Here is a 26,759-nt window from a genome sequence, read left to right as displayed (position 1 = left end):
TGAAGCCCACCGTTCGAGCTGCGGCGGACTTGTTGAGGGACTGGCGCGGGCGCCGCGGAAAAGCTCGCGGCGCGGGGCATTCCCGACGGCCTTTGAACGGTAATTTATGGGCGTCGGCAGAGGGTGTCGAGCCAAAAAGTGTTAGGCCTCGCCCGCTGTTGTAACACCTTGTTACTGCGACGTTTTTCTACGACATAACCCTTGCGGAAACCGCCTTATGGCGGTTCCGGATCGCGCTCCTGGCATTCGCGGAACGCGTAGCGGAAACCGGGTGGCAAGGGTCTGTTATGCGCGCATGATGTCGGGACCGACAAAGCCAAAACCGTGCGCCTCGCGCATGCACAACCGCCTGCGAATTCACGGCCAACCGTGGACAGCACGCGGCTCCGAATGCGCATCACTCATCAATCGATTCGGCAAATGAATTTGCGTTTTCAATCGTTTTCGCAGGACAATACTGGTTTTCCCTGGCGCTGATCCGCGGCGCTTCGCGCACGCGCCTTGCGTGCAGTCCCGCATTACCGATTTCGAGAATCCGACATGGCCCGCCCGAAACTGCTTCCCGACAACTTCACCTTGTGCCTCGTCGGCACCGTGATATTCGCCAGCCTGTTGCCGGTTCACGGGCAGGCCGCCGTCGGGTTCGACTGGGTCACGAACGTCGCGGTCGGCCTGCTGTTCTTCCTACACGGCGCGAAGCTTTCGCGGGAAGCGATTGTTGCGGGCGCCACGCACTGGCGTCTGCATATAGTCGTACTGCTCAGCACGTTCGCGCTGTTTCCGCTGCTCGGCCTCGCGCTTAAACCGCTCCTTTCGCCACTTGTCACGCCGGCGCTCTATGCCGGGGTCCTCTTCCTCTGCACGTTGCCGTCGACGGTTCAGTCCTCTATCGCGTTCACGTCCATTGCCAAAGGCAACGTGCCGGCCGCCGTTTGCAGCGCGTCGGCCTCGAGTCTGCTCGGCATCTTCGTCACGCCAGCGCTCGTCAGCGTCCTCGTCACGAATCAGGCGGCGGGCGGTAGCTCCCCGTGGCACACCGTCGGCAATATCGTGCTGCAATTGCTGGTGCCGTTCGTGGCGGGGCAACTGCTGCGCCCGCTGATCGGCAAATGGATCGAGCGGCATCGCAGCGTGCTCAAGTTCGTCGACCAGGGTTCGATTCTGCTGGTGGTGTACGGCGCGTTCAGCGAGTCCGTTACCGAGGGCCTGTGGCACCAGATTCCGCTCTCCGCCCTCGGCGGCGTGCTGCTTATCAGCGTCGTGCTGCTCGCGCTCGCGCTGGGCGTCACCATTCTCGGGAGCAAGCGGCTCGGCTTTTCGCGCGCGGACCAGATCACCATCATCTTTTGCGGCTCGAAGAAGAGCCTGGCCGCCGGCGTGCCGATGGCCAAGGTCATCTTCGCCTCGCAGGCGGTGGGCGCAGTCGTTCTCCCGCTCATGCTGTTCCATCAGATCCAGTTGATGGTGTGCGCCGCGCTCGCGCAGCGCTGGGGCGCCCGCGACATGAGCGGCGAAACGCGCGCCGCCTCGCGCGGGCAAACTGCCGCCGCCGTGGCTCGTCGTTGAACTCGCCGCTGAGTTCGCCGCTGAGTTCGCCGTTGAATACGCGCGCAATGCAAATAAAACATTCATAAGCGCCCTCCCTGAGCGTCGTTTTTCGAAAAGCCGCCTTGCGCGGCTTTTTGCTATTTCACGCGCAAACGCCGCGGTTGTCGCCTCGGCCGGATGGCATAGGCCGATTCTGCAAAATTCCTGGGACAGCGCTCGCGCACCACTCAAGTGCAACGCTTCATCAAAAGTTCACTTAATTCTTCGCATCGGCGGTCGTTAAGCCGCAGGTCCATCGCTACGCCGACCTGCCATGCAACTTCGCTCGCCCTCCCGATCCGCCGCGCCGCGCATCAACGAACTGATTGCCCGGCGTGAGCTGTCCGCCGTGTTCCAGCCCATCATCGACTTCGAGGACGGCGCGATTCTCGGCTACGAAGGCCTGATCCGCGGCCCCGCCGGCACGCCGCTCGAAGCGCCGTTCGCGCTCTTTTCGCAGGCGCTCGCCGAAGGCTGCACGATCGAGCTCGAGCAGGCCGCCGCGCGCGCGTGCATCGACGCGTTCGCGCAGCTCGGCCGCGACGGCAAGCTGTTCCTCAACTTCAGCGCGGGCGCGCTGCGGCGCCTGGCCGACGCGCCCGACGAAACGCTCGCGCTGTTGCGCCACCGCGGCGTGGACCCGGAGCGCATCGTGATCGAGTTGACGGAGCAAAGCACGATTCCCGACGTCGGCGCCTTCCTGCCCGTGATCGCCTGCCTGCGCACGGCCGGCGCGCAATTCGCGCTCGACGATTACGGCACCGCGAACGCCAGCATGAATCTGTGGGTGCGGCTGCAACCGGACGTCGTGAAGATCGACCGCTTCTTCATTCACGACATCGCCTGCGATCCGCTGAAATTCGAAGCTGTTCGCGCGATGCAGCACTTTGCGAGCGCGAGCGGCGCGCGGCTGGTCGCCGAAGGCATCGAGAACGAAGCGGATCTGATCGTCGTGCGCGATATGGGAATCGGCTGCGGGCAAGGCTTTTTCTTCGGCCGTCCGCATGCGCAGCCGGCGAGCAAGGTCACCGACGACGCCCGCGACGCGCTGCGCGCCGGTCACATCGCCGTGTTTCCCGAAGCGACGCGCACGCTCGGCGGTGCGTCGCCGTCGGGCGGCATGGCGTCGGAAAAGATGCTCGTGCACGCGCCCGCGCTGCCGCGCCACGCGACCAACAACGACGTGCTCGAACTCTTCAACCGGCTGCCCGAGTTGCACGCGGTGGCCGTCGTCGAACACGACGAGCCGGTCGCGCTGATCAACCGCCGCAGCTTCATGGACCGCTACGCGCTGCCCTATCACCGCGAGCTGTTCGGCAAGCGGCCGTGCCTGCTGTTCGCGAATGCGTCGCCGGTCGTGATCGAAAAATCCATGACGGTCGAGCAAATGGCCAAGCTGCTCGCAAGCGACGACCAGCGTTATCTCGCCGATGGCTTCGTCATCACCGAAAACGGCAAGTACGCGGGGCTCGGCACCGGCGAAAACCTGGTGCGCGCGGTCACCGAAGTGCGCATCGAAGCGGCGCGCTACGCGAACCCGCTGACTTTCCTGCCCGGCAACATTCCGATCAGTTCGCACATTGCGCGGCTCGTCGGCAACCACGCGGGTTTCTACGCGTGCTATGTGGACCTGAACCACTTCAAGCCCTTCAACGATCAATACGGCTACTGGCAAGGCGACGAAGTGCTGAAGTTCGCCGCTGCCGTGCTCGCCGACGTCTGCGACCCGACGCGCGACTTTCTCGGCCACGTCGGCGGCGACGACTTCCTGATCCTGTTCCAGAGCGACGACTGGCGCGAGCGTGTGCTGCGCGCGATCCATGCGTTCAACGAAGGCGCGCAGCGTTTCTATGCGCCCGCGGACCGTCTGGCCGGGGGCATCCACGGCGAGGACAGGCGCGGCAATCCGACCTTCTTCGGCTTCGTGACGATGGCGATTGGCTGCGTGCGCGTCGAGCCGGACTCCGCCGACGGCGTGTCGCTCTACAACAGCGAGGCAATCGCCACGGTCGCGGCGCTGGCCAAGCGGCGCGCGAAGCTGGAAGCGAGCGGCTTCGTGCTGATCGGCGCCGAGGAAAGCGTGGCTTTGTTACGCGGACAGTCGGAAGCCGCGCTGCACGCAGACTGACGGACTGATAGCGCTCATAGAGGCGAGAGCGCCGCGGAATGCTTTTCCCCGGGCGTGTTTAGCTAGTTTTACTAAACACCAAAAACTCACAAATAGTCCGTATATACGGGTATCTACGGGTGTGGCCAGCGCTTTTTTCAGGCTGTTTCGGCTTCGTTTTACTATACAATCGCCCGGACCCAAACACCGCGCGGCCGCCTTTGCACGGCCGCCTGCTTCGATGGCGATAACCATTCGCGACGTCGCGCGCGCGGCCAGCGTGTCGATCGGCACCGTGTCGCGCGCACTGAAAAACCAGCCAGGGCTTTCCGAGGCCACCCGCGTGCGCGTGGTCAAGGCCGCGCGCGAACTCGGCTACGACGCCGCGCAACTGCGTCCGCGTATTCGCCGCCTGACCTTCCTGCTGCATCGGCAGCACAACAACTTCGCCGTCAGCCCGTTCTTCTCGCACGTTCTGCATGGTGTCGAAGACGCGTGCCGCGAGCGCGGCATCGTGCCGTCCGTGCTGACTGCGGGACCGACCGAAGACGTGATTGAGCAGATGCGTCTGCATGCGCCCGACGCCGTCGCCATCGCCGGCTTCGTCGAGCCCGAGACGCTTGCCACGCTCGTCGCGATGCAGCGGCCGCTCGTGCTGATCGACCTGTGGGCGCCCGGCCTGCGCTCGGTCAATCTCGACAACGCCGCGGGCGCCGCGCTCGCCATGCGCCATCTGTTCGAACAGGGGCGCAAGCGCGTCGCGTTCATCGGCGGATCGCTTGCGCACTTCAGCATCGCGCAGCGCGCGCTCGGCTACCGGCGCGCGTTTTTCGAAGCGGGGCTGCTGTTCGACCCGTCGCTGGAAGTGACGATCGATGCCGGCCTCGACCCCGACAGCGGCGCGGCCCGCGCGATGCAGCAACTGCTCGATGCGCCCGGTCCGCGTCCGGACGCGGTATTCGCCTACAACGACGCCGCCGCGCTCGCGGCGCTGCGCGCCTGCTTCGCGCGCGGCGTGCGCGTGCCGGAGGACATCGCGGTGATCGGCTTTGACGACATTCCCGCCGCCGCGCATGCCACGCCGCCGCTCTCCACTATCTCCGTCGACAAGGAAGCGCTCGGCCGGCGCGGCGTCGAATTGCTGCTCGAAGACGCGCCCGCCGAAACGGAAGTCCGCTTGCCCGTCCATCTCATCGCCCGTGCCAGTACTTTGGTGAAAACGCCATGACGCAATCCGCCACGCCTCACTCCGCGAACGGCCCTGCCGTGCCGCCCGTCGCCAGTTTCAGAAGCCGCGAGTTTCTGCTCTCGCATATCGAGGACACGCTGCGCTTTTACGCGCCGAACGTGCTCGATCCGAGCGGCGGCTTCTTCCACTTTTTCCGCGACGACGGTTCCGTCTACGACAAAACCACGCGGCATCTGGTGAGCAGTTGCCGCTACGTGTTCAACTACGCGATGGCGTATCGCCAGTTTGGCGACCCGAAGCATCTGGAATACGCGCGCCACGGTCTGCGCTTTCTGCACGACGCCCATTGGGACGCGCAGCACGAAGGCTACGACTGGGAGATCGAGTGGCGCGACGGCAAAAAGCGCACGCTCGACGCCACGCGTCATTGCTACGGCTTGGCCTTCGTGCTGCTCGCGTATTCGCATGCGGCCATGGCCGGCATCGAGGAAGCCAAGCCGATGATCGGCGCGACCTTCGAACTGATGGAGCACCGCTTCTGGGACGCCGCCGCGGGTCTCTATGCCGACGAAGCATCGCCCGACTGGCGCGTGAGTTCCTATCGCGGGCAAAACGCGAACATGCACACCACCGAGGCTTTGCTGACCGCGCATGAAGCGACCGGCCACCTCGTCTATCTGGATCGCGCCGAGCGCGTCGCGTCGAACATCACGCTGCGTCAGGCGAAACTCTCGCAGGGTCTGGTGTGGGAGCACTTTCATGCGGACTGGTCGGTGGACTGGCACTACAACGAGGAAGACAGCTCGAACATTTTTCGTCCGTGGGGCTTTCAGCCGGGTCATCAAACCGAATGGGCGAAGCTGCTGCTGATTCTCGAGCGCTACCGTCCGTTGCCGTGGCTCTTGCCGCGCGCAATCGAACTGTTCGACGCCGCGATGACGCACGCATGGGACGAAGACCACGGCGGCCTCTACTACGGCTTCGGCCCCGACGGCACCGTCTGCGATCACGACAAATACTTCTGGGTCCAGGCGGAGACTTTCGCGACCGCCGCGCTGCTCGGCAAGCGCACGGGCAACGAGCGCTTCTGGGACTGGTACGACGAGATCTGGCGCTATAGCTGGACGCACTTCGTCGATCACAAATACGGCGCCTGGTATCGCATACTCACCTGCGACAACCGCAAATACAGCGACGAAAAGAGCCCGGCCGGCAAGACCGACTATCACACGATGGGCGCGTGCTACGAGGTGCTCGCGCACGCGCTGCCCAACGGCGCGGCCACAGCCACTGCAACCGTTCAAACGGAGCTGGCAAAATGAGCAACGCAAACCATGAACTGCCGGTTTTCGTTTCGGCAGGCGACATCCTCACCGACCTCGTGCGCACGGGCGCCTCGCAATGGCTGTCGCGTCCGGGCGGCGCCGGCTGGAACGTGGCGCGCTGCGTGGCGCGGCTCGGCTTGCCGACCGCGTGCGCGGGCTCGCTAGGCGTCGACAATTTCTCCGACGAGCTGTGGGACGCGAGCGTCGCGGCCGGCCTCGACATGCGCTTCATGCAGCGCGTCGAGCGCCCGCCCTTGCTCGCGATCGTTCATCGCACGCATCCGCCCGCGTACTTTTTCATGGGCGAAAATGGCGCCGATCTCGCGTTCGATCCCGCGCACCTGCCGGCCGGCTGGATGGAGCGCGTGAAGTGGGCGCACTTCGGCTGCATCAGTCTCGTGCGTCAACCGCTTGGCGATACGCTCGCGGCATTGGCCGCCGAGTTGCGCTCGCGCGGCGTGAAGATCAGCTTCGATCCGAACTACCGCAACCTGATGGAGCATGGCTACGAACCCACGCTGCGCAAAATGGCCGCGCTCGCCGATCTCATCAAGGTCTCCGACGAAGACCTGCGCCTGCTGTTCAAGACCGACGACGAAGCGCAAGCACTCGCCCAATTGCGTTCGATGAACCCGAGCGCCACGGTCCTCGTCACTCGCGGACCGGAAACGGCGCTGCTGATCGACGGCGCGATGACGGTCGAAGCGCGGCCGCCGCGCGTTGAGGTGGTGGATACGGTCGGCGCGGGCGACGCGTCGATCGGCGGCTTGCTGTTCAGCCTGATGACCGCTTCGCAACGCGCGTGGCCCGAGCATCTGGCGTTCGCGCTGGCGGCGGGCGCGGCGGCGTGCCGGCATGCGGGCGCGCATGCGCCGTCGCTGGATGAAGTCGTCGCGCTGTTGTAACGCGGGTGGTTTATGTTGGCGTTGCGCGCGGCCTGCGCCCTGCGGCACGTCGCCGCTTCTGCCGATGCGCGATGGCCGTGCTAGCATGAAAACACGGCAACCTTTGGAACGAGGAGCGACGCCATGGAGGACATCACCTACACCAAAGGCATCTACACGGCCACTGCGTCGGTAAGAGAACTCGATCGGGACACCTGGCAAGGCGTAGTCACACTCGCGCGCGACGAAGGCGAAGCGAGCGAGGACCAGGAAACCACCGTCTACGAAGTCGAGGCTACGTCGTCCACGCCAGGCGAGGCACTGGAAGAAGCGAAGGCGCTCGCTCATCGCATACTCGGGGAAATCGAACTCTAGGCAGACCGGCGCCCGCGCTCGTGCATCCGCGCCGCGCCGCCTGAACGCAATGGTTGGAGGCGATCATGGCTGAACAACTGTTCCTCTACGGCGTGTACTCGATTCACGTGCGCCCGATCGAACTCAGCGGCGCGCGCTGGGACGCCGAGTACGAAATCCGGCATCGCGAGAAAGCGGTCAAGCCGTGGACGACCGTCGGCGGCGACAACGGTTATGGCGACTCCGCCGAGGCGATCGCGGCCGCGCATCAGCAAGCGGTCGAGGACATCGAACACGGCGCGGGCATTCCGAAGCCGCGGGCGTTTCCATAAAGCGGCATTAAGGCTTGCGAGTGCGAAGCGCGGCGCGGCGTGCGGCTTTCGGGCGCGCCGCGCTTCGCACTCGCAAGCCGCGTTCGGCGAGCCAGGCGCCGTGCTACGCTTGCGCCGTTTTCATTCCTCGAGCACGCGATGGCTACCGAACCGACCGACCGTTTTCCCGGCATCGGCGACGCTGAAGAGCGCGCGCGAAAACGCCGCTTGCGCGGCAGCCGCGAACTGCGTATCGAGGATCAGGTGGTCGTCGCGCACGGCATGCCGATGCGGTTCTGGCAGGATCTCTATCACCGCGCGCTGACGGTTCGCTGGCCGACGTTTTTCGTCTCGCTCGCGGTGCTGTTCATGTTGCTCAACACAAGCTTCGCCGCGCTCTACATGCTCGGCGACGCACCGATTGCCAACCTGTATCCAACGGGCTTCGGCGGCGCGTTTTTCTTCAGTGTCGAAACGCTCGCCACCGTCGGTTATGGCGACATGCATCCGCAAACGGTCTACGCGCACTGGATCGCCACGCTCGAAATCTTCGTCGGCATGTCGAGCATTGCGTTGGCAACGGGGCTGATATTCGCGCGCTTCTCTCGCCCGCACGCGAAGATCATGTTCGCGCGCTACGCGGTCATCCGGCCGCTCGACGGCCACATGACGCTGATCGTGCGCTCGGCCAACGGACGTCAGAACGTGATCGCCGAAGCGCATGCGCGGCTGCGCATTCTGCGGCGCGAAACCACGGCCGAAGGCTACACATTGCGGCGGCTTCATGACCTGACGCTCGTGCGCGATCAACATCCGGTGTTCAAGCTCGGCTGGAGTCTGATGCATGTGATCGACGAAGAAAGTCCGCTGTTTGGCGAAACCGCCGAAACGTTGAAGGCGCGCGACACCTCGCTGCTGCTGACGCTCGAAGGCGTCGACGAATCGACGTCGCAAACCATGCAGGCGCGCCACATGTGGTCGTGCGACGAAATCTTCTGGCATCACCGTTTCGTCGACATCATGAGCGAGCACGACGGCGTGAGCCATATCGACTACTCGCATTTCGACGAGATCGTGCCGCTCGACGAAGCGCCTGTCGCGGCGAGCGTGCGGCCATAAGCGGCGATAAACGGCCAAAGCAGCAACACGCGAAGCGCGGGCGGGAATCGCCCGATATAACCCGGCGAAGCACCCAGGGCATACCCGAAGCCATCCTTCGCGTGGCATATCCATCTCAAAACCGCGTCAAAATGCGGCGCTCTTCGCGCGCATTCGCGTGCATGCGCGGAAAGTAGAAAAAATCCACTCTGATTGGCGCTAAAAAATAGAGTCTCTTTCGCTGCGCGGGCTTCGTGGTTCCCACCGGTCCCCATCGCGCGCGCGAATGCAAAATTACGGAGACTCACCCATGACCGCTCGCCTGCCCATCGACGGCACGCCCGCTCTCGCCGACTACAAGCTGTCCGACAATCTCACCGCGACCCGCGGCCGCATCTTTCTGACCGGCACCCAGGCGCTCGTGCGCCTCGCGTTGATGCAGCGCGCGCTCGACAAGGCGCGCGGCATGAACACCGCCGGCTTCATCAGCGGCTATCGCGGCTCGCCGCTCGGCATGGTCGATCAGCAATTGTGGAAGGCGAAGAAACTGCTCGAAGCGAGCGACGTGCGCTTTCTGCCCGCGATCAACGAAGAACTCGGCGGCACCGCCGTGCTCGGCACGCAGCGCGTGGAAGCGGACCCGGAACGCACGGTCGAAGGCGTGTTCGCGATGTGGTACGGCAAGGGCCCAGGCGTCGACCGCGCGGGCGACGCGCTCAAGCATGGCAACGCGTACGGCTCGTCGCCGCATGGCGGCGTGCTGGTCGTGGCCGGCGACGATCACGGCTGCGTGTCGTCGTCGATGCCGCATCAAAGCGACTTCGCGATGATGGCGTGGCACATGCCGGTCGTGAATCCGTCGAACATCGCCGACATGCTCGAGTTCGGGCTGTACGGCTGGGCGCTGTCGCGCTTCTCGGGCGCGTGGGTCGGCTACAAGGCGATCTCCGAAACCGTCGAATCGGGCTCGACCGTCGATCTCGATGCGCTGCGAACCGACTGGACCGTCCCGCACGATTTCGAAGTGCCGGCAGGCGGCCTGCATAACCGCTGGCCCGACTTGCCGAGCCTCACCATCGAATCGCGGATGCACGCGAAACTCGACGCGGTGCGCCATTTCGCCAGGACCAACAGCATCGACAAATGGATCGCGCCGAGTCCGCATGCGAACGTGGGCATCGTCACCTGCGGCAAGGCGCATCTCGACTTGATGGAGACGTTGCGCCGCCTCGATCTGACCGTCGCCGACCTGGACGCGGCCGGCGTGCGCATCTACAAGGTCGGCTTGTCGTTTCCGCTGGAAATGACGCGCATCGATACGTTCGTCGACGGTCTTTCCGAAGTGCTCGTGATCGAGGAGAAAGGCCCGGTCATCGAGCAGCAGATCAAAGACTATCTGTACAACCGCACGCAAGGCGCGCGGCCGGCCGTGATCGGCAAGCACGCGGAAGACGGCAGCATGCTGCTGTCGTCGCTCGGTGAATTGCGGCCTTCGCGCATTCTGCCTGTGTTCGCGAACTGGCTCGCGAAGCACAAGCCCGCGCTCGATCGCCGCGAGCGCGTGGTCGATCTCGTCGCGCCGCAAATTCTTTCGAACGCCGCCGACAGCGTTAAGCGCACGCCGTATTTCTGCTCGGGCTGCCCGCACAATACATCGACGAAAGTGCCTGAAGGTTCGATTGCGCAGGCGGGCATTGGCTGTCACTTCATGGCTTCGTGGATGGAGCGCGACACCACCGGTCTCATTCAGATGGGCGGCGAAGGCGTCGACTGGGCATCGCATTCGATGTTCACGAAAACGCGCCACGTGTTCCAGAATCTCGGCGACGGCACGTACTTTCATTCGGGCATTCTCGCGATCCGCCAGGCCGTCGCGGCGAAAGCCACCATCACGTACAAGATTCTCTATAACGACGCGGTCGCGATGACGGGCGGCCAGCCGGTCGACGGCAGCATTTCCGTGCCGCAGATCGCGCGTCAGGTGGAAGCCGAAGGCGTATCGCGCTTCGTCGTGGTCAGCGACGAGCCGGAGAAATACGACGGCCATCACGATCTTTTCCCGAAGGGCACGACGTTCCATCACCGCAGCGAAATGGATGCCGTGCAGCGCGAACTGCGCGACACCGACGGCGTGACCGTGCTGATCTACGACCAGACCTGCGCCGCCGAAAAACGGCGTCGCCGGAAAAAAGGCGAATTCCCCGATCCGGACAAGCGGCTCTTTATCAACGAGGAAGTGTGCGAGGGTTGCGGCGATTGCGGCGTGCAGTCGAACTGTTTGTCGGTGGAGCCGGTTGAGACGGCGTTGGGGCGCAAGCGCCGCATCGATCAATCGTCGTGCAATAAAGATTATTCGTGCGTGAACGGCTTTTGCCCGAGCTTTGTGACGGTCGAAGGCGGCAAGCTGAAGAAAGCCGCAGGCGTCGCGTTCGATCCGCAAGCGCTGGCCGAACGCGTCAACGCATTGCGGCTGCCCGCCACGCAGCTCGATGCCGCGCCGTACGACATTCTCGTGACGGGCGTCGGCGGTACGGGCGTCGTGACGGTCGGCGCATTGATCAGCATGGCTGCGCATCTGGAAGGCAAGAGCGCGTCGGTGCTCGACTTCATGGGCTTCGCGCAAAAGGGCGGCTCGGTGTTGTCGTTCGTGCGCTTCGCGGCGCGCGACGAATGGCTGAACCAGGTGCGCATCGACACGCAACAGGCCGACGTGCTGCTCGCCTGCGATATGGTGGTGGGCGCAAGCGCCGACGCATTGCAAACGGTACGTCATGGCCGCACGCGCATCGTCGTCAACACGCATGCAATTCCGAACGCGACGTTCGTGACGAACCCGGACGCGACGCTGCACGCCGACGCGCTGATCGACAAGATGCGTCATGCGGCCGGAGCCGAACGCATGTCCGCCTGCGACGCGCAGGCGCTCGCCACACGTTTTCTCGGCGACACGATCGGCGCAAACATTCTGATGCTCGGCTTCGCGTGGCAACTCGGCCTCGTGCCCGTGTCGTTCGGCGCGTTGATGCGTGCGATTGAGTTGAACAACGTCGCGGTGCAGATGAATCAACTCGCGTTTTCGATCGGCCGTCTTGCCGCCGACGATCCCGCCGCGCTCGAATCGCTGTGGCAGGCGCGGCATGCGGCGAAGCAAACGGTGCGCGTCGATACGCTCGATGAACTGATCGCGCATCGCGAAGGCCGTCTGCAGACTTACGGCGGCGCGAGCTATGTGAAGCGTTATCGCGCGCTGGTCGACGCCGCGCGTCGCGCCGAACATGCGGTAGATGCAAGCAGCGAACGCGTGACGCGTGCAGTGGCGACGACGTTTTATCGCTTGCTCGCGGTGAAGGACGAATACGAAGTCGCGCGCCTGCACACCGACGCCGCGTTCCGCGAAGCACTCGAAGCGCAATTCGAAGGCGTCGCGGGCAAGGACTTCGGCATCAAGTTCAACCTCGCGCCGCCGACGCTCACGCGCCCGCATTCCGGTGGGAATCCGACCAAGAAAACCTTCGGTCAATGGATGTGGCCGGTTCTCGGCGTGCTAGCAAAAGTGCGTGGACTGCGCGGCACGATGCTCGATCCGTTTGGCCGCACGCTCGAGCGCAAGATGGAACGCGAACTCGCCGACGACTACGAAACCACGTTACAGCGCGCGCTTGCCAAGCTCGACGCGGGCAATCTCGAAGACGTCGCGAAGCTCGCCGATCTGCATGCTCGCGTGCGCGGTTATGGTCATGTGAAGGTCGCGAATCTCGCAGGCGTGAAGCGCGGCGAACGCGAACTCGCGGCGCGCTTGCAGATTGAAGCGTCGACGGGAGTGTCGGTGAAGAAATCGCTGGAGGATGTTAAAGGCGCGGGCCAGTTGCGCGGCATTCCGGTCGTGGTTGCGAAGTAGCACGCGTTGTAGAAACCGGCGCAACGCTTGCTGCTGCGCAAACGATGAAGCCGCTTCATGTGTCGACATGAAGCGGCTTTTTTACGCGTTCAGCAATGCCCTGACTCGCGCAACTTTGTCGATGTCGATCGGCGCAAGTCCGTTGCCGCCCACACGCACACCAGAGCCGAAGTGCACCGCTTGCACTTGCGTCCGGCTCACGAAGCCGGCGACTGCATCGACTGTCAGACCCGCGCCCGCGAGCACCGTGCAATGTGATCCTGCCGCCTGGCGCACGAGCGCGCGAATCGTCGCCTCGGCATTCAGTACGGAAGGCTGTGCGCCTGACGTCAGCACGTTCGTCACCGCATCGAAACCGAGCAGCACGTCCAGCGCTTTTCGCTGATCGCGCACTTCATCGAACGCGCGATGGAAGGTGACGGCAAGGCCATCGGCGGCGTCGATTGCGCGCGCCAGTTGTTCGCGATCGATCTCGCCGTCAACGTTCAACATGCCGATCACCACGCCGTTCGCGCCCGCCGCTTTCACGGCGCGCACGTCATGCAGCATCAGCGCATGATCGTCGGCATCGTAGACAAACGAGCGGCTGTGAGGACGCACGATCACGTTGACGGGAATGGAGACCGCGTTCACCACGGCTTCGATCAGACCGATGCTCGGCGTGAGCCCGCCCTCGCCCATCGCGGTGACGAGTTCGAGACGGTCAGCGCCCGCCTGCGCGGCGAGCCGCGCGTCGGCAACGGTAGTGGCAATGACTTCGAGCAGAACGGACATGAGCGCAACCGTGTGTCGTTGAAAACGACATGATGTCAGAAGCGCTCTTCGTCCACCCAGTCGATATCTCCGCACAGCACGCAGATTTGTCCGCCAACCTGCGTGGCCACCGACAACGTCACGCACGGCAACGCCTCGTTGATCGACAGATACGGACGCGTGACATGCACGCGCTCCGGCGCATTGATCGCATCGCGAAAGTACGGACGACGCAGCCAGTTCGCGCCTTGCGCGTCGGCGAGCGGCAAGAAGCGCGTTTCATGCGCCGCGCGGTCGGCGCGCAGCACGACGTTGCGGCCCGCTTGCCGCCCTTTCGCGTCGAGCAGAAAGCAGCGCGCGGCGTGATCGAGCGCGAGGAAATTCCAGCACACTTCTTCCAGCGGCTCGCCGGCCGCAAGCCGCTCGGCCGCGCGTTCGAAGGCGCGCAGATACGGCGCGAGGCGGGTCGCATTGCGGCGTTCGCCCGCTTCAGTCTGGTCGCGATAACGCTCGGTGAGTTCGCCGATGCAACTGGCCGCATGCGTCGCGTCGGCCGCGCCAGGATTCGGGCGGCCAAAGAAAAAGCCTTGCACGAAGTCGGCGTTGCAGGCGAGCGCCATCTGCGCTTCGTGCTCGGTTTCCACGCCTTCGATCAGCACGAGCTTGCCCGCTTCGTGCAACAGCGCGACGAGGCCCGGCAGGATCGTCGCCATGTCGGCGCGATGCGCGGCGTGCGACAGCATGATGCGGTCGAGCTTCACGATGTCCGGGTTGAGTTGCCAGATGCGCTCGACGTTCGAGTGTCCCGCGCCGAAGTCGTCGAGTGCAATCAGAAAGCCGCGCTCGCGGAATTGACGCACGGCATCCGCGAGACGCTCGAGGTCTTCCGCGCGCTGCTCGAGCACCTCGAGCACGATGCGCCGCGGCGGCAAGTCGAGACGCTTGAGCGTGGCGAGCAATGCGGCGGACAGATACGGATCGGTCAACGCGCCGGGATGCACGTTGAGAAAAAGCCACTCGCGTTCGGCGCCGAGCACCTTGAAGTTTTCCAGATGCAGCGTCTGCGCGAGCCGGTCGAGTTGCAACACGTCGCCGACGCGCGCCGCCTCGCCGAACACGTCGAGCGGCGACACCGGCCGGTCGAGCATGTCGTGCGCGCGCAATAGCCCTTCATAGCCGACAGCCCGCATGTGCGACAGACTGAAGATGGGTTGAAACACGCTCGTGAGCGTCAGCTCGCCGTGCTGCACCGAAAATCGTTCGAGGCCCGATGTCACTTCGACGTCGAAGCCATGAGGCGCGGCGGCCGTTCTTTCCTGTTGCGCAATCGTCATGCAATCCTCTCACGCGAGAGCCGGGCCGGTCAGAACGCGGATGCGAACAACCCACGGCGCCATTGCTCCAAAATGTGCGTCATCGATATGGCTTAAGCAAGCTCCATGCGCACGCTTGCGCACATAGCGATGTAACTCGCGTGAAAGATTGCACCGACGGTATGGCGCGTGCGCCACCAGAGGGCGAGCGCGCACCGTTAAGGTGCGATGGACGTGCGTGTGCGCGCCCTGGCTCCGATGCGCCGATCCGTCGGATAATCCCCGTTGTCTATTTAAGCCCTGTACCGATGGATATCGTCTTCACCGTATTGATTCTTCTGCTTGCCGTGGCCGCCTCCGGTGTCGTGACCCGCTTGCTGCCCTTGCCGTTGCCGCTCGTGCAGATCGCGATGGGCGCGATGCTCGCATGGCCGAAGCTCGGGCTGCATGTCACGTTCGACCCTGAAATCTTCATGATGCTATTCATTCCGCCGCTGCTGTTCGCCGACGGATGGCGCATTCCGAAACGCGAATTTTTCATGGCGCGCCGCTCGATCCTGATGCTCGCGCTCGGCCTCGTGTTCATGACGGTGCTGGCCATCGGCTACTTCGTGCACGCGCTGGTGCCGTCGATGCCGCTGCCGGTCGCGTTCGCACTCGCCGCGGTGCTGTCGCCGACCGATGCCGTCGCGCTCTCGGGTATCGCCGGCAAGGGCAAGGTGCCGGGCAGGCTGATGCATATTCTCGAAGGCGAAGCGTTGATGAACGACGCGTCCGGCCTCGTCGCGCTCAAGTTCGCGATCGCCGCCGCGTTGACCGGCGTGTTTTCATTGCGCGATGCGTCGATCAGTTTCGTGATCATCGCCGTCGGCGGTCTCGCGACGGGCGCGGCGGTGAGCTGGCTGTTCAGCTTCGTGTCCGTGCGCTTTCTCAATCTGACGGAAGAAGGCGACCCGGCGCCCGGCGTCGTGATGACGCTGCTGATTCCGTTCGCCGCCTACCTGATCGCCGAACGTTTCGAGCTCTCGGGCATTCTCGCGGCGGTCGCCGCCGGCATGATGATGAACTACACGACGCTCGCCACGTCGGGATCGGTCTCGTCGCGCCTGCGCGCAAACAATACGTGGATGATGATCGAGTTCGTCTTCAACGGCATGGTGTTCATTCTGCTGGGGCTGCAGTTTCCGCACATTCTCGGCCGCGCATTGCTCGACGCGCACCAAACGAGCGACGCGCAAGTGGGACGCCTGATCGGCTATATCGCGGTCGTCGCTGTCGCGCTGTATGCGTTGCGCTTTACGTGGGTGTGGCTGCTGCGCTGGTTCTCGAGCCGCGGCGCAGCGCGGCATGGCCTCGTGAACGCGGTGCCGGGGCTGCGCACCGTGGCGGTTACGACAGTTGCCGGCGTGCGCGGCGCGGTGACGCTTGCCGGCGTGTTGTCGTTGCCCGAGACCTTGCCGGACGGCGCTGCGTTGCCTGGGCGCGACCTCGCGATCTTTATCGCGTCGGGTGTGATTCTCGTGTCGCTCGTCGTCGGCGTGATTGCGTTGCCGTTGCTCCTGCGCGGATGGCGCCGCGGCAAGGACCCGCACGCCGCGGAAGAAGCGCTTGCGCGCACGATGGCGGCGCAAGCGGCGATCCGCGCCGTCGACGATCTGCATGACAAGGAGTGCGCGAATCTCGATGAATCGGCCTCGGCCTATGCCGCCGACGTGACCGCGCGCGTCATGGATATTTATCGCCGCAGGCTGACGGCACTCGCCGGAGATCAGGAACCGCGCGACATGGCGCGGCGCGCGGACGCACTGGAATTTCGCATGAAGCTCTCCGCAATGCGTGCCGAGCGCCAGGTATTGCTCAGCTTGCGCAGCAATCAGACCATCAACGACGAAACGTTCAACAAGCTCATGCATGAAGTGGATTTGTCGGAGACGGCGCTGACCGCGCGCTGGAAGTAACGTCGTCTCCTGAAAACGATCAGGCTACCGGCCCTTGCGCCGGCTTCCTTCTGAGCAGCGCGTAAAGAATGATCGCGCCGAACGTGGCCGTGCCGATGCCGCCAAGACCAAAGCCGCCGAGCTTCAGCGAGAAGTCGCCGGCGCCGAGCACGAGCGTGACCGCGGCCACGATCAGATTGCGGTTGTCCGAGAAGTCCACTTTGTTGACGACCCAGATGCGCGCGCCGGTCACCGCGATCAGGCCGAACACGACAATCGAAACGCCGCCGAGCACAGGGCCCGGAATGGTCTGGATCACCGCGCCAAACTTCGGCGAAAAACCGAGCACGAGCGCGATCAACGCGGCGATCACGAACACGAGCGTCGAATAGATTTTGGTCACGGCCATCACGCCGATATTTTCCGCGTAGGTGGTCACACCCGTGCCGCCGGCAAACCCGGAAACGACGGTCGCGAGTCCATCGCCGAGAAAAGCGCGGCCGATATAGCGGTCGAGGTTCTGTCCGGTCATCGCGCTAACCGCCTTGATATGCCCGAGGTTTTCGGCGACGAGAATCACCGCGATCGGCGCGAGCAGCGTCATGGCCTGCATGTTGAACACGGGCGCGGTGAAATGCGGCATGCCGAACCACGCAGCGTTCGCAACGATCGAGAAGTCGACTGGCTTGCCCATGCCGAGGCCGTTCGTCACGATGGCATAGATCACGTAGGCCATCAGCAGGCCGACGAGAATCAGCAGGCGTTGCAGCATGCCGCGGCCAAACACGGCGACCGCGCCGACGCACAGCACGGTGACGAGCGCCATCCACGAATCGAAGTTGCTGCCGCTCACGCCGCGCACGGCAATCGGCGCGAGATTCAAACCGATCACGCAGACAATCGCGCCGGTCACGACTGGCGGCATCAGCGTTTCGATCCAGCGCGTGCCGACCGCCGACACGATCAGCCCGATGACCGCATACACCACGCCGCACGCGATGATGCCGCCCAGCGCAACGGGAACGTTCATGTTCGGCCCGTGGCCGCCGTAGCCGGTGACCGCGATCACGAGACCGATGAACGCGAAGCTCGAGCCGAGATAACTCGGCACGCGGCCGCCGACCAGCACAAAGAACAGCAACGTGCCGATGCCCGACATGAAGATGCAGAGGTTGGGATCGAAGCCCATCAGCAACGGCGCGAGCACGGTGGAGCCGAACATCGCGACGACGTGCTGAATGCCCATCGCAAACATCTGCGGCCAGGCAAGGCGTTCGTCGGTGCCGACGATGCGCCCCTCGACGGCATCTGGCTGTGCGCGCCAGCGGGGAAAATAGGAATCGGCCATCGCGGGGGTTCTCCTCTATTCGGCGTTTTTCGTGGACGACGGCGCGCAAAAGTAGCGCCGTGCGGGAATTACGCGCGAGTGTACGGAGTGCGATTGGAGGTGGCAAGCGCGGACAATATCGCGCGCGGCCAGGCACAAACGCGACGCGCGCGATGACGCGACGTTCGTCACGCGTGCTTCGGCTCGAGCGAGAACACCGTCACCGCCGCCTGCAACTGCCTCGCCTGATCCGCCATCGACGACGCCGCGGCCGCGGCCTGCTCGACGAGCGCGGCGTTCTGCTGGGTCACGTCGTCCATTTGCGCGACCGCGCGATTCACGCCTTCGATGCCCGTGCTTTGTTCCTGCGACGCCGCGGAAATCTCGTTCATCAAGTCCGTCACGCGACTGATCGCCTGAGTCACTTCGGCCATCGTCTGGCCGGCCCGCTCCGCGAGTTCCGCGCCGCTGTCCACGCGCGCCGTCGAGTTTTCGATCAGCTCCTTGATCTCTTTCGCCGACACCGCGCTGCGCTGCGCGAGCGAGCGCACTTCGCCCGCGACGACCGCGAAGCCGCGTCCCTGCTCGCCGGCGCGCGCCGCCTCGACCGCGGCGTTCAGCGCAAGAATGTTGGTCTGGAACGCGATGCCTTCGATCACCGCGATGATGTCGGTCATGCGCTTCGAGCCGGCCGCGAGTTCGCGCATCGTTTCGACCACATCGCCGACGAGATGGCTGCCGCGCGCCGCCACTTCCGAAGCGCCGTGGGCAACGCCGCCCGCCTGCTGCGCGTTGCCTGCGTTCTGCTTCACCGTCGACGTCAGTTGCTGCATGCTCGACGCGGTTTCCTGCAAGGCCGCGGCCTGCTCTTCGGTGCGTTGCGACAGGTCGGTGTTGCCCTGCGCGATTTCGCCCGATGCAGTGAGGATCGATTCGCTCGATTCGCTGATGCCTGCAACGATGCCCGAGAGCCGCTCGCGCATGTTGCGCAGTGCGAAGAGCATGCTCTGTGTGTCGCCAGGACGGGTTTCGACGCGCACGCTGAGGTCGCCGTCGGCGATGCGGTTCGCGATATGCATCGCGTAATCCGGTTCGCCGCCCAACTGACGCGCGAGGCGCCGCGCGATGATCGCGGCCAGTACGCCGCCCGCGGCGATCGCGCCCAGCACGAGCACGAGCATCGCCATGCGCATGCGCTGATAATTGGTGGCGGCTTCGGCCTGCGCGTCGTTGCCTTGCTGACGGCGATAGTCGATCAGCGCCGTGATGCGGTCGCGTAATGCCTCGCTCGACGCGATCGCACGGCGCACCAGTTCGTCGTTGTCGACGCCGGCCGGGATCGGCGCAAGGCCGATCTGCTGCTGCACGATGCCTTCCCAGACCGCGGACTTCTGCAGCACGTCGTCGAACATCTGGCGGCCCTGGGCGGTGACGATCGTCGCGCGATAATTGTCGTAGCCCTCGTGCATTCGCTTGAGCGACGCCACGATGCTGTCCTTGAGCTTCTGACGGCCGGCTTCGCCGCTCACATAGCCGAGGTTCGCGGCGGCGAGATCCGAATCGATCTTGTGGCGGTTCGCTTCTTCGAGCCAGTAAAGGCCGTCCATATATTTATCGCAGATGGCATCCGTGATGTCATGCATCGACGACAGCGTCTTCAGCGAGGTGCCGCCGATCACCACGCAAAACGCAATCACCACGGCGAATGCCAGCAGCAGTTTCCTGAACACGGTCATGCGGTCGAACCACTTCATTGGCCTATCCTTCACAAGTCGCAACAAAAATGCTCGCTGCCGCGTCACGGCCGGAACGTGCCAACGACGCATCAGGAGTAAGAAGGCGCGTTGGCGACGCAGCGGCTCAGCAGCGTTCAGTTCGTTTTACGGCGCGCAGCGCGCGGACTTGATGCAATGAATCCCGGAATAAGCGGGACAGGATAATGTAAGGAATGCCTGGCAGATGCAAACGAGCTACGCGTTTGAGATTCGTCCGATAGCGAAGCAGCGATTGGGCTCTTAGACTTGCCCCGCTGCGTTGACCCCAATTAACGCATGCGATGTTGTTGTAACTCTCCGACTTTCCGCTCACGCTCTCCGGGTGTGAGCGGTTTTTTTTCGCCTTGCTTCGGTTCAGGCGTGCGGTTCGAACGCATTCTCAGCGAGCCGCAAGGTGTAAGTGCGGACATCCTCCGGCCATTGCGCGATTCTTTCTTCGAAGCGCGGCCGGTCGCCGGCATAGAGCGCACGAGTCGCATCTTCGTAATCCGGCAAGTTGCCCGCCAGCGCCGTCATGAAGCGATACACCGCTTCCTGCGCTGCGCGTCTGCGGTCGACATGCTCGCCGGTTGCGCGCGCCGTCTCGACCAGCTTGCGTAGCGCGACCGACGCGCCGCCCGGCTGCGCATTCAGCCAATCCCAATGACGCGGCAACAACGTCACTTCGCGCGCGACGACGCCAAGCCTCGGCCGTCCGCGACCGCGTGGCGTGCTGGTGTCGGCGGCGGCGGCGGTGGTTGCGTCGGTGGTGGGATATGCGGCGCGCTCAGCCTCGTTCAAGCGCGCGACGATGTCCTCCGCACTGCCGCGCAAATCGAATTCGACGGGAGCCGCGCTGGCGTCGTCGAAAACGAGGACGGGCGCCTGTTCGCCCCGCGCGAGGACTTCTTTGACGGCGAGCGCGACCCGCGGCAATTCGCCGGAAGCGATAAGGCGATGGCCCTCAAAGGCCGTACAGGTGCGGGAATACGTGGTCACGACAATCTCCGGTTCGGGAAGTTGTCGAATTATATCCGGGTTAAATAAAAGCGCAACATATTATCCGGGTATTATTTTGAGGCAGCGCTATCGACCAACGACAGTTGTCGCGCTGCCTTCCGCCGCCGGCACGCCCGGCCCGTACGAAGACACGCGATTGCGGCCCGCATCCTTCGCGGCATACAACGCCTGATCGGCGGCGTCGACGAGCGCGCGGCTCGACGTGAACGCCTCGCCCTGCATCGTCGCGACGCCGATGCTCACGGTCAGCACATGGTGCGAGCTGGCCACGTGACCGAGCCCAATTGCCTCCACGGCCGCGCGGATTTTCTCGCCAATGGACATTGCGCCGGCCTGGTCGGTGTCCGGCAAAAGAACCGCGAACTCTTCGCCGCCGTAGCGCGCCGCTGTGTCGCCCGGACGCTGCACGTTCTGCGTGATGCAGCGAGCCACCGTGATCAGCGCATCGTCGCCGGCCGAGTGGCCGTACAGGTCGTTGAATCCCTTGAAACTGTCGACGTCGATCAGCAGCATCGAAAGCGAGCCGCCGTTGCGGTGCACGCGGCGCCATTCGTTCTCCGCGGACTGCTCGAAGGTGCGGCGGTTGTCGACGCCCGTGAGACCGTCCGTGCTCGCGAGCAGGCGCAGCTCTTCCTCGGCGATGAGGCGCCGCCGTATCTGCTGCGCGAACAGCACGGCGAGCGCGATCATCGTGAGATTGAGCGCGCCGATCAGCGAGCCGATGATCCATGCGCGCCGCCGCCAGCCGACGTAGATATCGCGCGTGGACAGCGCGACGTCGAGAATCAGCGGATACATGTCGATGTGGCGAAACGCGTACCAGCGCTCGACGCCGTCGATCGCCGCCGTTCCGAAGAAGTCGCCGCTCGGCTGCTGGACGAAGCGCGAATAGTTGGCTGTACCCATCAGATTGATGCCGATCGTCTTCGGATCGTACGGACGCCTCATCAACATCGTGCCGTCGCTCAGCATCAGCGCCATCGATCCGCCCGCGCCGAGGTTCATCCCGTCGAACAGGCTGCGGAAATACTTCAGGCGCATCGTGCCCACGACGACGCCGCCGAAGCTGCCATCCGGCCGCGTGATGCGCCGGCTGAGGCCAATGCTCATGTCAGCGCCCGTCGTGCGCGGCATGAACGGACGGCTCACGTACAAACCGACGCTAGGCGAATCGCGATGGACCTTGAAGTAGTCGCGGTCGCCGAGATAAACGTGGCGCGGCGGCAGCGACTGCGAATCGATCGTGATATAGCCCGTTTCATCGATGACGAGAATCGAGCCCATGTCTTTCGCCGACGCCGAGCCGTCGAACAGCACCATCTGACGCAGCGCCGGATCGAGTTGCATCACGCGCGACTGCTTGAGCCCGTCGATCACCGTTCGGATCGACAAATCGTAAATTTCCAGGTTGCGCGAGACGTCGCGCTCAACCAGCAGCGAAACGTTGAAGACCGAGTCCTGCGCGCGCCGCAACGCGTCGTCGTGCATCTGCGCGAGCACCCACACGGCGAGCGCGAGGATTGCGCTCGCCAGCACGCCACTGATCGCGATGATGAGGTTGGGACGACGCGTGACCATGTTGTTCGGTTCGGACATGCGCTGCCTTGGCGCGCGGTGGGGAAAGGACGCGCCCGTGGGCACGTATGGCAAGCCGGTAGCGTAACAGAGGGAACCGCGGCCCAAATCGTGGAAAAGACGGGGGTTTGGCGGCTTGCGCGGGGCTTACGGTTGTCTTTTGGTTGTCTTTGGTTGGCGGTGAGAGTTGGGTGGAAGTTTAGACGGCGGCGGCTGTTACGGGGTCGTGGATTACGCGGCTTCTCTCAAGTCCATCTGCGAAGCTCCGATAACCAATAAATGGGATGCCGCTTTTTGTGCTCGCACGAAGCGGCAACACCGCGCGAGGTCGTCGACTGTCCGGCGGCCGCATAGACGCTCCCATTCCCGGACCTGAGAGTCCATTACGAAGCGCTCGTTTCGTCCCTGGAGAAATACAGATACATGGCCGCTCTGAACCAGTTCACCATTAAAGCGAAGCTGATAGCCGGCTTCGGCATGCTGTCCCTGATCGTCGTTGCGGTCGCGGGACTTTCGCTCAAGTCGCTCGCCGATTCCACCGATGGCTTTTCCAGTTTCGTGCGCGGCATCAACGCGCGCGCCGACATGGCGGTTCAGGTGCGAACCGCGGTTGATCGCCGCGCGATCGCGGCGCGCAATCTCGTGCTCGTCGTCAAGCCCGAGGATCTCGAGATCGAAAAAGCGCAGGTCACGCGTGCACACGAAGACGTGGCGGCGAATCTCAAGAAGCTGAACGAGATGGTCAGGGACGCCGGCGCCGACGACAAGGCGCGCAGCCTCGTGGCCGAAATCAATCGCGTGGAGACCGCGTATGGCCCGGTCGCGACCGACATTGTCGGCCTCGCGCTCGCCAACAAGCGCGACGAGGCGATTGTCAAAATGGACGATCAGTGCCGGCCGCTCCTCGCGGCGCTGATTCGCGCGACCGACGCGTATGCCGGGCACGCGCATGCGCGGCAGGAGACGATGATCGCCGACTACGCGGCGCATTACGAGAACCAGCGCAATATGCTGATCGCCATTTCGCTGCTCGCGGTTGCGCTTGCAGTCGGCGCGTGTGTCGCGATCACGCGTGCCGTGAGCGGGCCGTTGGGCGTTGCCATCGACGTCGCGCGGACCGTGTCGCAAGGCGATTTGCGCACGCGCATTCGCGTCGACGGCAAGGATGAGACCAGCAAACTGCTCGGCGCGCTGCGCGAGATGAACGAGCGTCTGACGACGGTCGTCGGACGCGTGCGCGACGCCAGCACGAGCATCGCGGGCGCGGCTCGCGAGATCGCGGCGGGCAACATGGATCTGAGCCAGCGTACGGAACAGCAGGCGGCGTCGTTGCAGGAGACGGCGTCGAGCATGGAGCAGCTCACGTCGACGGTGAAGCAGAACGCCGATAACGCGCAGCAAGGCAGCACGCTCGCCGCGAATGCTTCGTCTGTCGCCCAGAAAGGCAGCGCCGTGGTCGGCCAGGTGGTGAGCACGATGCAGGACATCAGCGATAGCTCGACGAAGATTGCCGACATCACGGGCATCATCGAAGGGATCGCGTTTCAGACCAACATTCTTGCGCTGAACGCAGCCGTGGAAGCGGCACGCGCGGGCGAACAGGGACGCGGGTTCGCGGTGGTCGCAAGCGAGGTGCGGAGTCTCGCGCAGCGCTCGTCGAGCGCGGCGAAGGAGATCAAGGATCTGATCGCCGATTCGGTGGGAAGGATTCGCGACGGCTCGTCGCTTGCCGGCGAAGCGGGCAAGACGATGACGGAAGTCACGCATGCCGTGGCGCGCGTGACGGACATCATGTCGGAGATTGCGGCGGCCTCGAGCGAACAGAGCCGCGGCATCGAGCAGATCAACCTCGCGATCACGCAGATGGACAACGTCACGCAGCAAAACGCGGCGCTGGTGGAACAGGCGGCGGCGGCTTCGCGGTCGATGGAGGAACAGGGGGAGCGGTTGAGTGAGACTGTGGGGTTTTTTCGGGTGGGGGTGGGGGTTGACCTCGTGCTGAGGGAAGACGCGGGGGCTGGGGTGGCTAAGGTGGGTAAGCTAGCCAATGTGGCTTGCGACAAGCCGGTGAGTGCGGTTCGCGCTGGGGTCAAGGCTGAACCGGTGCCTGTGCCGGCGAAGGGGTTGGCGTCGCCGGTTGCTACCGTCGGTGGCGATGACGGGTGTGATAAGTTTTGAGTGGATGCTTCGGTGGGTGGGTTGCGAGGGCGGGTGAAGAAAAACCCCCGGCAGTTTGAGGCTGCTGGGGTTTGTGAGGCTCGTCGTCGTAGATCTTGAGGAAGATGCGCTGCGCGTCCCCATCGACGGCGACATCTTGCGCATGATGTGTCGGATCGATTTGATGGTAGTGCAGATAGATATAAACGGTTACTGCTCTTCAGTGATTTCAGTTTCAGGATCGTCACTTGCAAAGTAGCTTTCGTCGATCTCAATTAGCGTTTGCGGCTTCTTCTTCACGCCAACGCCGTGCTTTAGTAGCAGCTCGATGACCTTGTCGCCATCGATCAGGGTAATCGGAGCAGCGCCTGGAAATAGAGCAGCATCCTTGCAACCTTGAGCAAAGCCTCCGGTGGTAATAATCGTTCCGCGAATCGCACCGTGGTAAGGGAGCGCACCACGCAACTGATCGAGTACCGGCCGGGTGATATTGCCCTTGTGCCGCTTTACCTGGACCACTTCTTTGATCTGCGTGATACCAAACTGGAAGCTCGCAACAACATCCACACCTTTGTCACCACTTTGCTTCGTGACCACGACATCCTCGTAGTCCATTGCTTCAAGAAGGTCCTTGATAAGCGATTCGAATCGGTATGGATTCATTTTCCCCAACCGTTCGCGAAGCTCTTTGGTTTGTGTGTCGTTATAGTTTTTGATTGCGCCCAGTACCGCGAGATGGGGGCGTTGAATTTCTTCCGGACCTAGCGGGGCAGAGTATGCGATGCCTTTATCGGTGATCGTGTAGGTGTTGCCTTCCCGCGCCACATATCCGCGTTCAACAAGATTCAGCAGACGGCGACGCAAAGTTTCCTTGAACGTCGAAATGGTGCGGTAGTTTGAGTTTTCAAGCAGGAACTCGGCCCATTCATCGAGCAGGTCGCCCCGTTTCGCTGGTGAATGGGCGGCAAGAATCGAGAGAAGCGGGGGCAATCCCTCTTCTTCGTCCAGCTTCCTCAGTACCGTAGGATTGCTTTCGAGAAAGCCTGAGCCGTCTGCACTCAGCTTATAGACGGCCTGAGCATCAGGAATCAACAAACCGAAGGTGTTGATGAAAAGGTAAACTTCACGGCGGCCCGGGTAGAGGCGCATCGCTGCGAACAGGGTAAGTCGCAGTCGTTTCTTTGGGACAGCAAGACTCCTGGGCTCGGCTTGCGAGCCACAGCAGGCGGAGCCAAGGCTTACATTTTCCAAGGGAAGATCCATGGCTCGACCGTGCGGATTACGATTGGCGATCCGAGGAGCTGGACGATCGACCGCGCTCAGGAACGAGCGCGTAGTCTCCAGACGCTTATTGACGGCGGTGTTGATCCGCGTGAACGAGAGGCAGAGCAGAAGGCCGCACACGAAGCCCGCCAGGCAGCGAAGCGCCGTCAGGATGTAACTGTCGGCGAAGCGTGGGAGCATTACTTGGAGCATCTTCGAACAAAGATCTCGCCAAAAACCAAGAAACCGCGGTCGGAGAGATACATCCTCGACCATATCAACCTCTCGTCGCCCGGCGGAGGTATCGCAAAACGCGGCGGCAAAGAAAAAGTGCGTGGACCATTAGCTCCGCTCATGCCACGTAGGTTAACCGAGATCACGGCGACATCCATGTCCGAATGGCTCGAGGTCGAAATACCCCGGGGGGCGACGAATGCCGGCCACGCTTTCGGCCTTTTCAAGGCGTTCATTCGGTGGTGCGACACTCACGAGACCTACGCGGGCATCATCCCACCAGATGCCTATGCTTCGCCAAAGGTCAAGGGCATTCTCCCTCGCAGCGCCGCGAAGGACGACTGCCTGCAGCGCGAGCAGCTGTCTGTTTGGTTTAGCGCGGTACGTGGCATCGCGAATCCAGTCATCAGCGCATACCTGCAAGGACTTCTAATTACTGGAGCTCGTCGTGAGGAGCTGGCCGCATTGCGCTGGGACGACGTGGACTTCAGGTGGCGGAGCCTAACGATGAACGACAAAGTGGAAGGTACCGGCGGTCGGACGATTCCGCTCACTCCGTACTTAGCGAGCCTATTGTTGAGCCTTCAACGACTGAATGTCAAACGCAATCTCAAGTTGATACAGCTTCGGACGCAAACGCAATTTGAATTTGATACACCTGCGTATACGGTTA

At 63.4% G+C, this 26,759-nt stretch carries 19 protein-coding genes; 12 read left to right on the top strand and 7 right to left on the bottom strand.

Features of this window, described 5'->3' with window-relative positions:
- Nucleotides 1-540: 540 nt before the first annotated feature.
- The 9 genes from AB6809_RS23225 to AB6809_RS23185 all read left to right on the top strand — a co-directional run bounded on the left by AB6809_RS23225 (nt 541) and on the right by AB6809_RS23185 (nt 12,753).
- Nucleotides 541-1,566, top strand: a complete 1,026-nt coding sequence (locus AB6809_RS23225; protein WP_371027291.1) for a bile acid:sodium symporter family protein — start codon at nt 541-543, stop codon at nt 1,564-1,566.
- A 295-nt stretch (nt 1,567-1,861) separates the two neighbouring features.
- Nucleotides 1,862-3,715, top strand: coding sequence for a phosphodiesterase (locus AB6809_RS23220; protein WP_029969548.1), 1,854 nt, complete (start codon nt 1,862-1,864; stop codon nt 3,713-3,715).
- A 220-nt stretch (nt 3,716-3,935) separates the two neighbouring features.
- Nucleotides 3,936-4,922 (top strand): LacI family DNA-binding transcriptional regulator, encoded by a 987-nt coding sequence (locus AB6809_RS23215; RefSeq protein ID WP_006048182.1) that lies wholly within the window; start codon nt 3,936-3,938, stop codon nt 4,920-4,922.
- Complete coding sequence (locus tag AB6809_RS23210; protein WP_371027290.1) at nt 4,919-6,205, top strand: AGE family epimerase/isomerase; 1,287 nt, start codon at nt 4,919-4,921, stop codon at nt 6,203-6,205. Before AB6809_RS23215 ends, AB6809_RS23210 begins: the two co-directional genes overlap by 4 nt.
- Nucleotides 6,202-7,113, top strand: a complete 912-nt coding sequence (locus AB6809_RS23205) for a carbohydrate kinase (RefSeq protein WP_310030082.1) — start codon at nt 6,202-6,204, stop codon at nt 7,111-7,113. The genes AB6809_RS23210 and AB6809_RS23205 overlap by 4 nt, the downstream gene beginning before the upstream one ends.
- 123 nt (nt 7,114-7,236) lie before the next feature.
- A complete protein-coding gene (locus AB6809_RS23200; protein WP_006048185.1) occupies nt 7,237-7,467 on the top strand; it encodes a hypothetical protein in 231 nt (76 codons plus the stop codon).
- A 65-nt stretch (nt 7,468-7,532) separates the two neighbouring features.
- Nucleotides 7,533-7,778, top strand: coding sequence for a hypothetical protein (locus AB6809_RS23195; protein WP_006048186.1), 246 nt, complete (start codon nt 7,533-7,535; stop codon nt 7,776-7,778).
- Nucleotides 7,779-7,916: 138 nt separating this feature from the next.
- Nucleotides 7,917-8,876: an ion channel gene (locus tag AB6809_RS23190; RefSeq protein ID WP_029969542.1), complete on the top strand. Its 960-nt coding sequence runs from the start codon at nt 7,917-7,919 to the stop codon at nt 8,874-8,876.
- A gap of 289 nt (nt 8,877-9,165) precedes the next feature.
- Nucleotides 9,166-12,753: an indolepyruvate ferredoxin oxidoreductase family protein gene (locus AB6809_RS23185; RefSeq protein WP_310030088.1), complete on the top strand. Its 3,588-nt coding sequence runs from the start codon at nt 9,166-9,168 to the stop codon at nt 12,751-12,753.
- An 81-nt stretch (nt 12,754-12,834) separates the two neighbouring features.
- Here the strand turns inward: AB6809_RS23185 and AB6809_RS23180 are convergent, their stop codons facing one another.
- Together AB6809_RS23180 and AB6809_RS23175 are read right to left on the bottom strand one after the other, a co-directional pair.
- Nucleotides 12,835-13,527, bottom strand: a complete 693-nt coding sequence (locus AB6809_RS23180; RefSeq protein WP_029969539.1) for a copper homeostasis protein CutC — start codon at nt 13,525-13,527, stop codon at nt 12,835-12,837.
- Nucleotides 13,528-13,562: 35 nt separating this feature from the next.
- Nucleotides 13,563-14,840 (bottom strand): EAL domain-containing protein, encoded by a 1,278-nt coding sequence (locus AB6809_RS23175; RefSeq protein ID WP_006048190.1) that lies wholly within the window; start codon nt 14,838-14,840, stop codon nt 13,563-13,565.
- A 287-nt stretch (nt 14,841-15,127) separates the two neighbouring features.
- Between AB6809_RS23175 and AB6809_RS23170 the strand changes: the two genes are divergently transcribed.
- Entirely contained in the window at nt 15,128-16,777 is a 1,650-nt protein-coding gene (locus tag AB6809_RS23170; protein ID WP_029969537.1) for a Na+/H+ antiporter, read from the top strand.
- A gap of 19 nt (nt 16,778-16,796) precedes the next feature.
- Here the strand turns inward: AB6809_RS23170 and AB6809_RS23165 are convergent, their stop codons facing one another.
- The 4 genes from AB6809_RS23165 to AB6809_RS23150 all read right to left on the bottom strand — a co-directional run bounded on the left by AB6809_RS23165 (nt 16,797) and on the right by AB6809_RS23150 (nt 22,453).
- The gene (locus AB6809_RS23165; RefSeq protein ID WP_029969535.1) at nt 16,797-18,104 is read right to left on the bottom strand and encodes a solute carrier family 23 protein; all 1,308 of its coding nucleotides are present in this window, start codon (nt 18,102-18,104) and stop codon (nt 16,797-16,799) included.
- Nucleotides 18,105-18,271: 167 nt separating this feature from the next.
- Nucleotides 18,272-19,837 carry a methyl-accepting chemotaxis protein gene (locus tag AB6809_RS23160; protein ID WP_310030093.1) on the bottom strand — a complete coding sequence of 522 codons (1,566 nt, stop codon included), beginning with the start codon at nt 19,835-19,837 and terminating at the stop codon, nt 18,272-18,274.
- A gap of 375 nt (nt 19,838-20,212) precedes the next feature.
- The gene (locus AB6809_RS23155) at nt 20,213-20,836 is read right to left on the bottom strand and encodes a DUF2239 family protein (RefSeq protein WP_029969533.1); all 624 of its coding nucleotides are present in this window, start codon (nt 20,834-20,836) and stop codon (nt 20,213-20,215) included.
- A gap of 87 nt (nt 20,837-20,923) precedes the next feature.
- Entirely contained in the window at nt 20,924-22,453 is a 1,530-nt protein-coding gene (locus AB6809_RS23150; RefSeq protein WP_029969532.1) for a sensor domain-containing diguanylate cyclase, read from the bottom strand.
- Nucleotides 22,454-22,855: 402 nt separating this feature from the next.
- Here AB6809_RS23150 and AB6809_RS23145 point away from each other — a divergent pair, with 402 nt between their 5' ends.
- Nucleotides 22,856-24,610 (top strand): methyl-accepting chemotaxis protein, encoded by a 1,755-nt coding sequence (locus tag AB6809_RS23145; protein ID WP_029969531.1) that lies wholly within the window; start codon nt 22,856-22,858, stop codon nt 24,608-24,610.
- Between the two features lie 189 nt (nt 24,611-24,799).
- On the opposite strand, the gene AB6809_RS23140 is transcribed toward AB6809_RS23145, so the two are convergent.
- Complete coding sequence (locus AB6809_RS23140; protein WP_344676324.1) at nt 24,800-25,252, bottom strand: restriction endonuclease; 453 nt, start codon at nt 25,250-25,252, stop codon at nt 24,800-24,802.
- A gap of 402 nt (nt 25,253-25,654) precedes the next feature.
- On the opposite strand from AB6809_RS23140, the gene AB6809_RS23135 reads away from it, so the two are divergent.
- Nucleotides 25,655-26,759, top strand: a 1,105-nt coding sequence (locus AB6809_RS23135; RefSeq protein ID WP_371027346.1) for an integrase arm-type DNA-binding domain-containing protein, incomplete at its 3' end; no start/stop codon positions are given.

Source organism: Paraburkholderia sp. RCC_158 (assembly GCF_041355255.1).
Classification (GTDB): Bacteria; Pseudomonadota; Gammaproteobacteria; order Burkholderiales; family Burkholderiaceae; genus Paraburkholderia; species Paraburkholderia graminis.
Note: the sequence above shows the minus strand (reverse complement) of the source record. Positions and strands in the feature narration are given on the sequence as shown.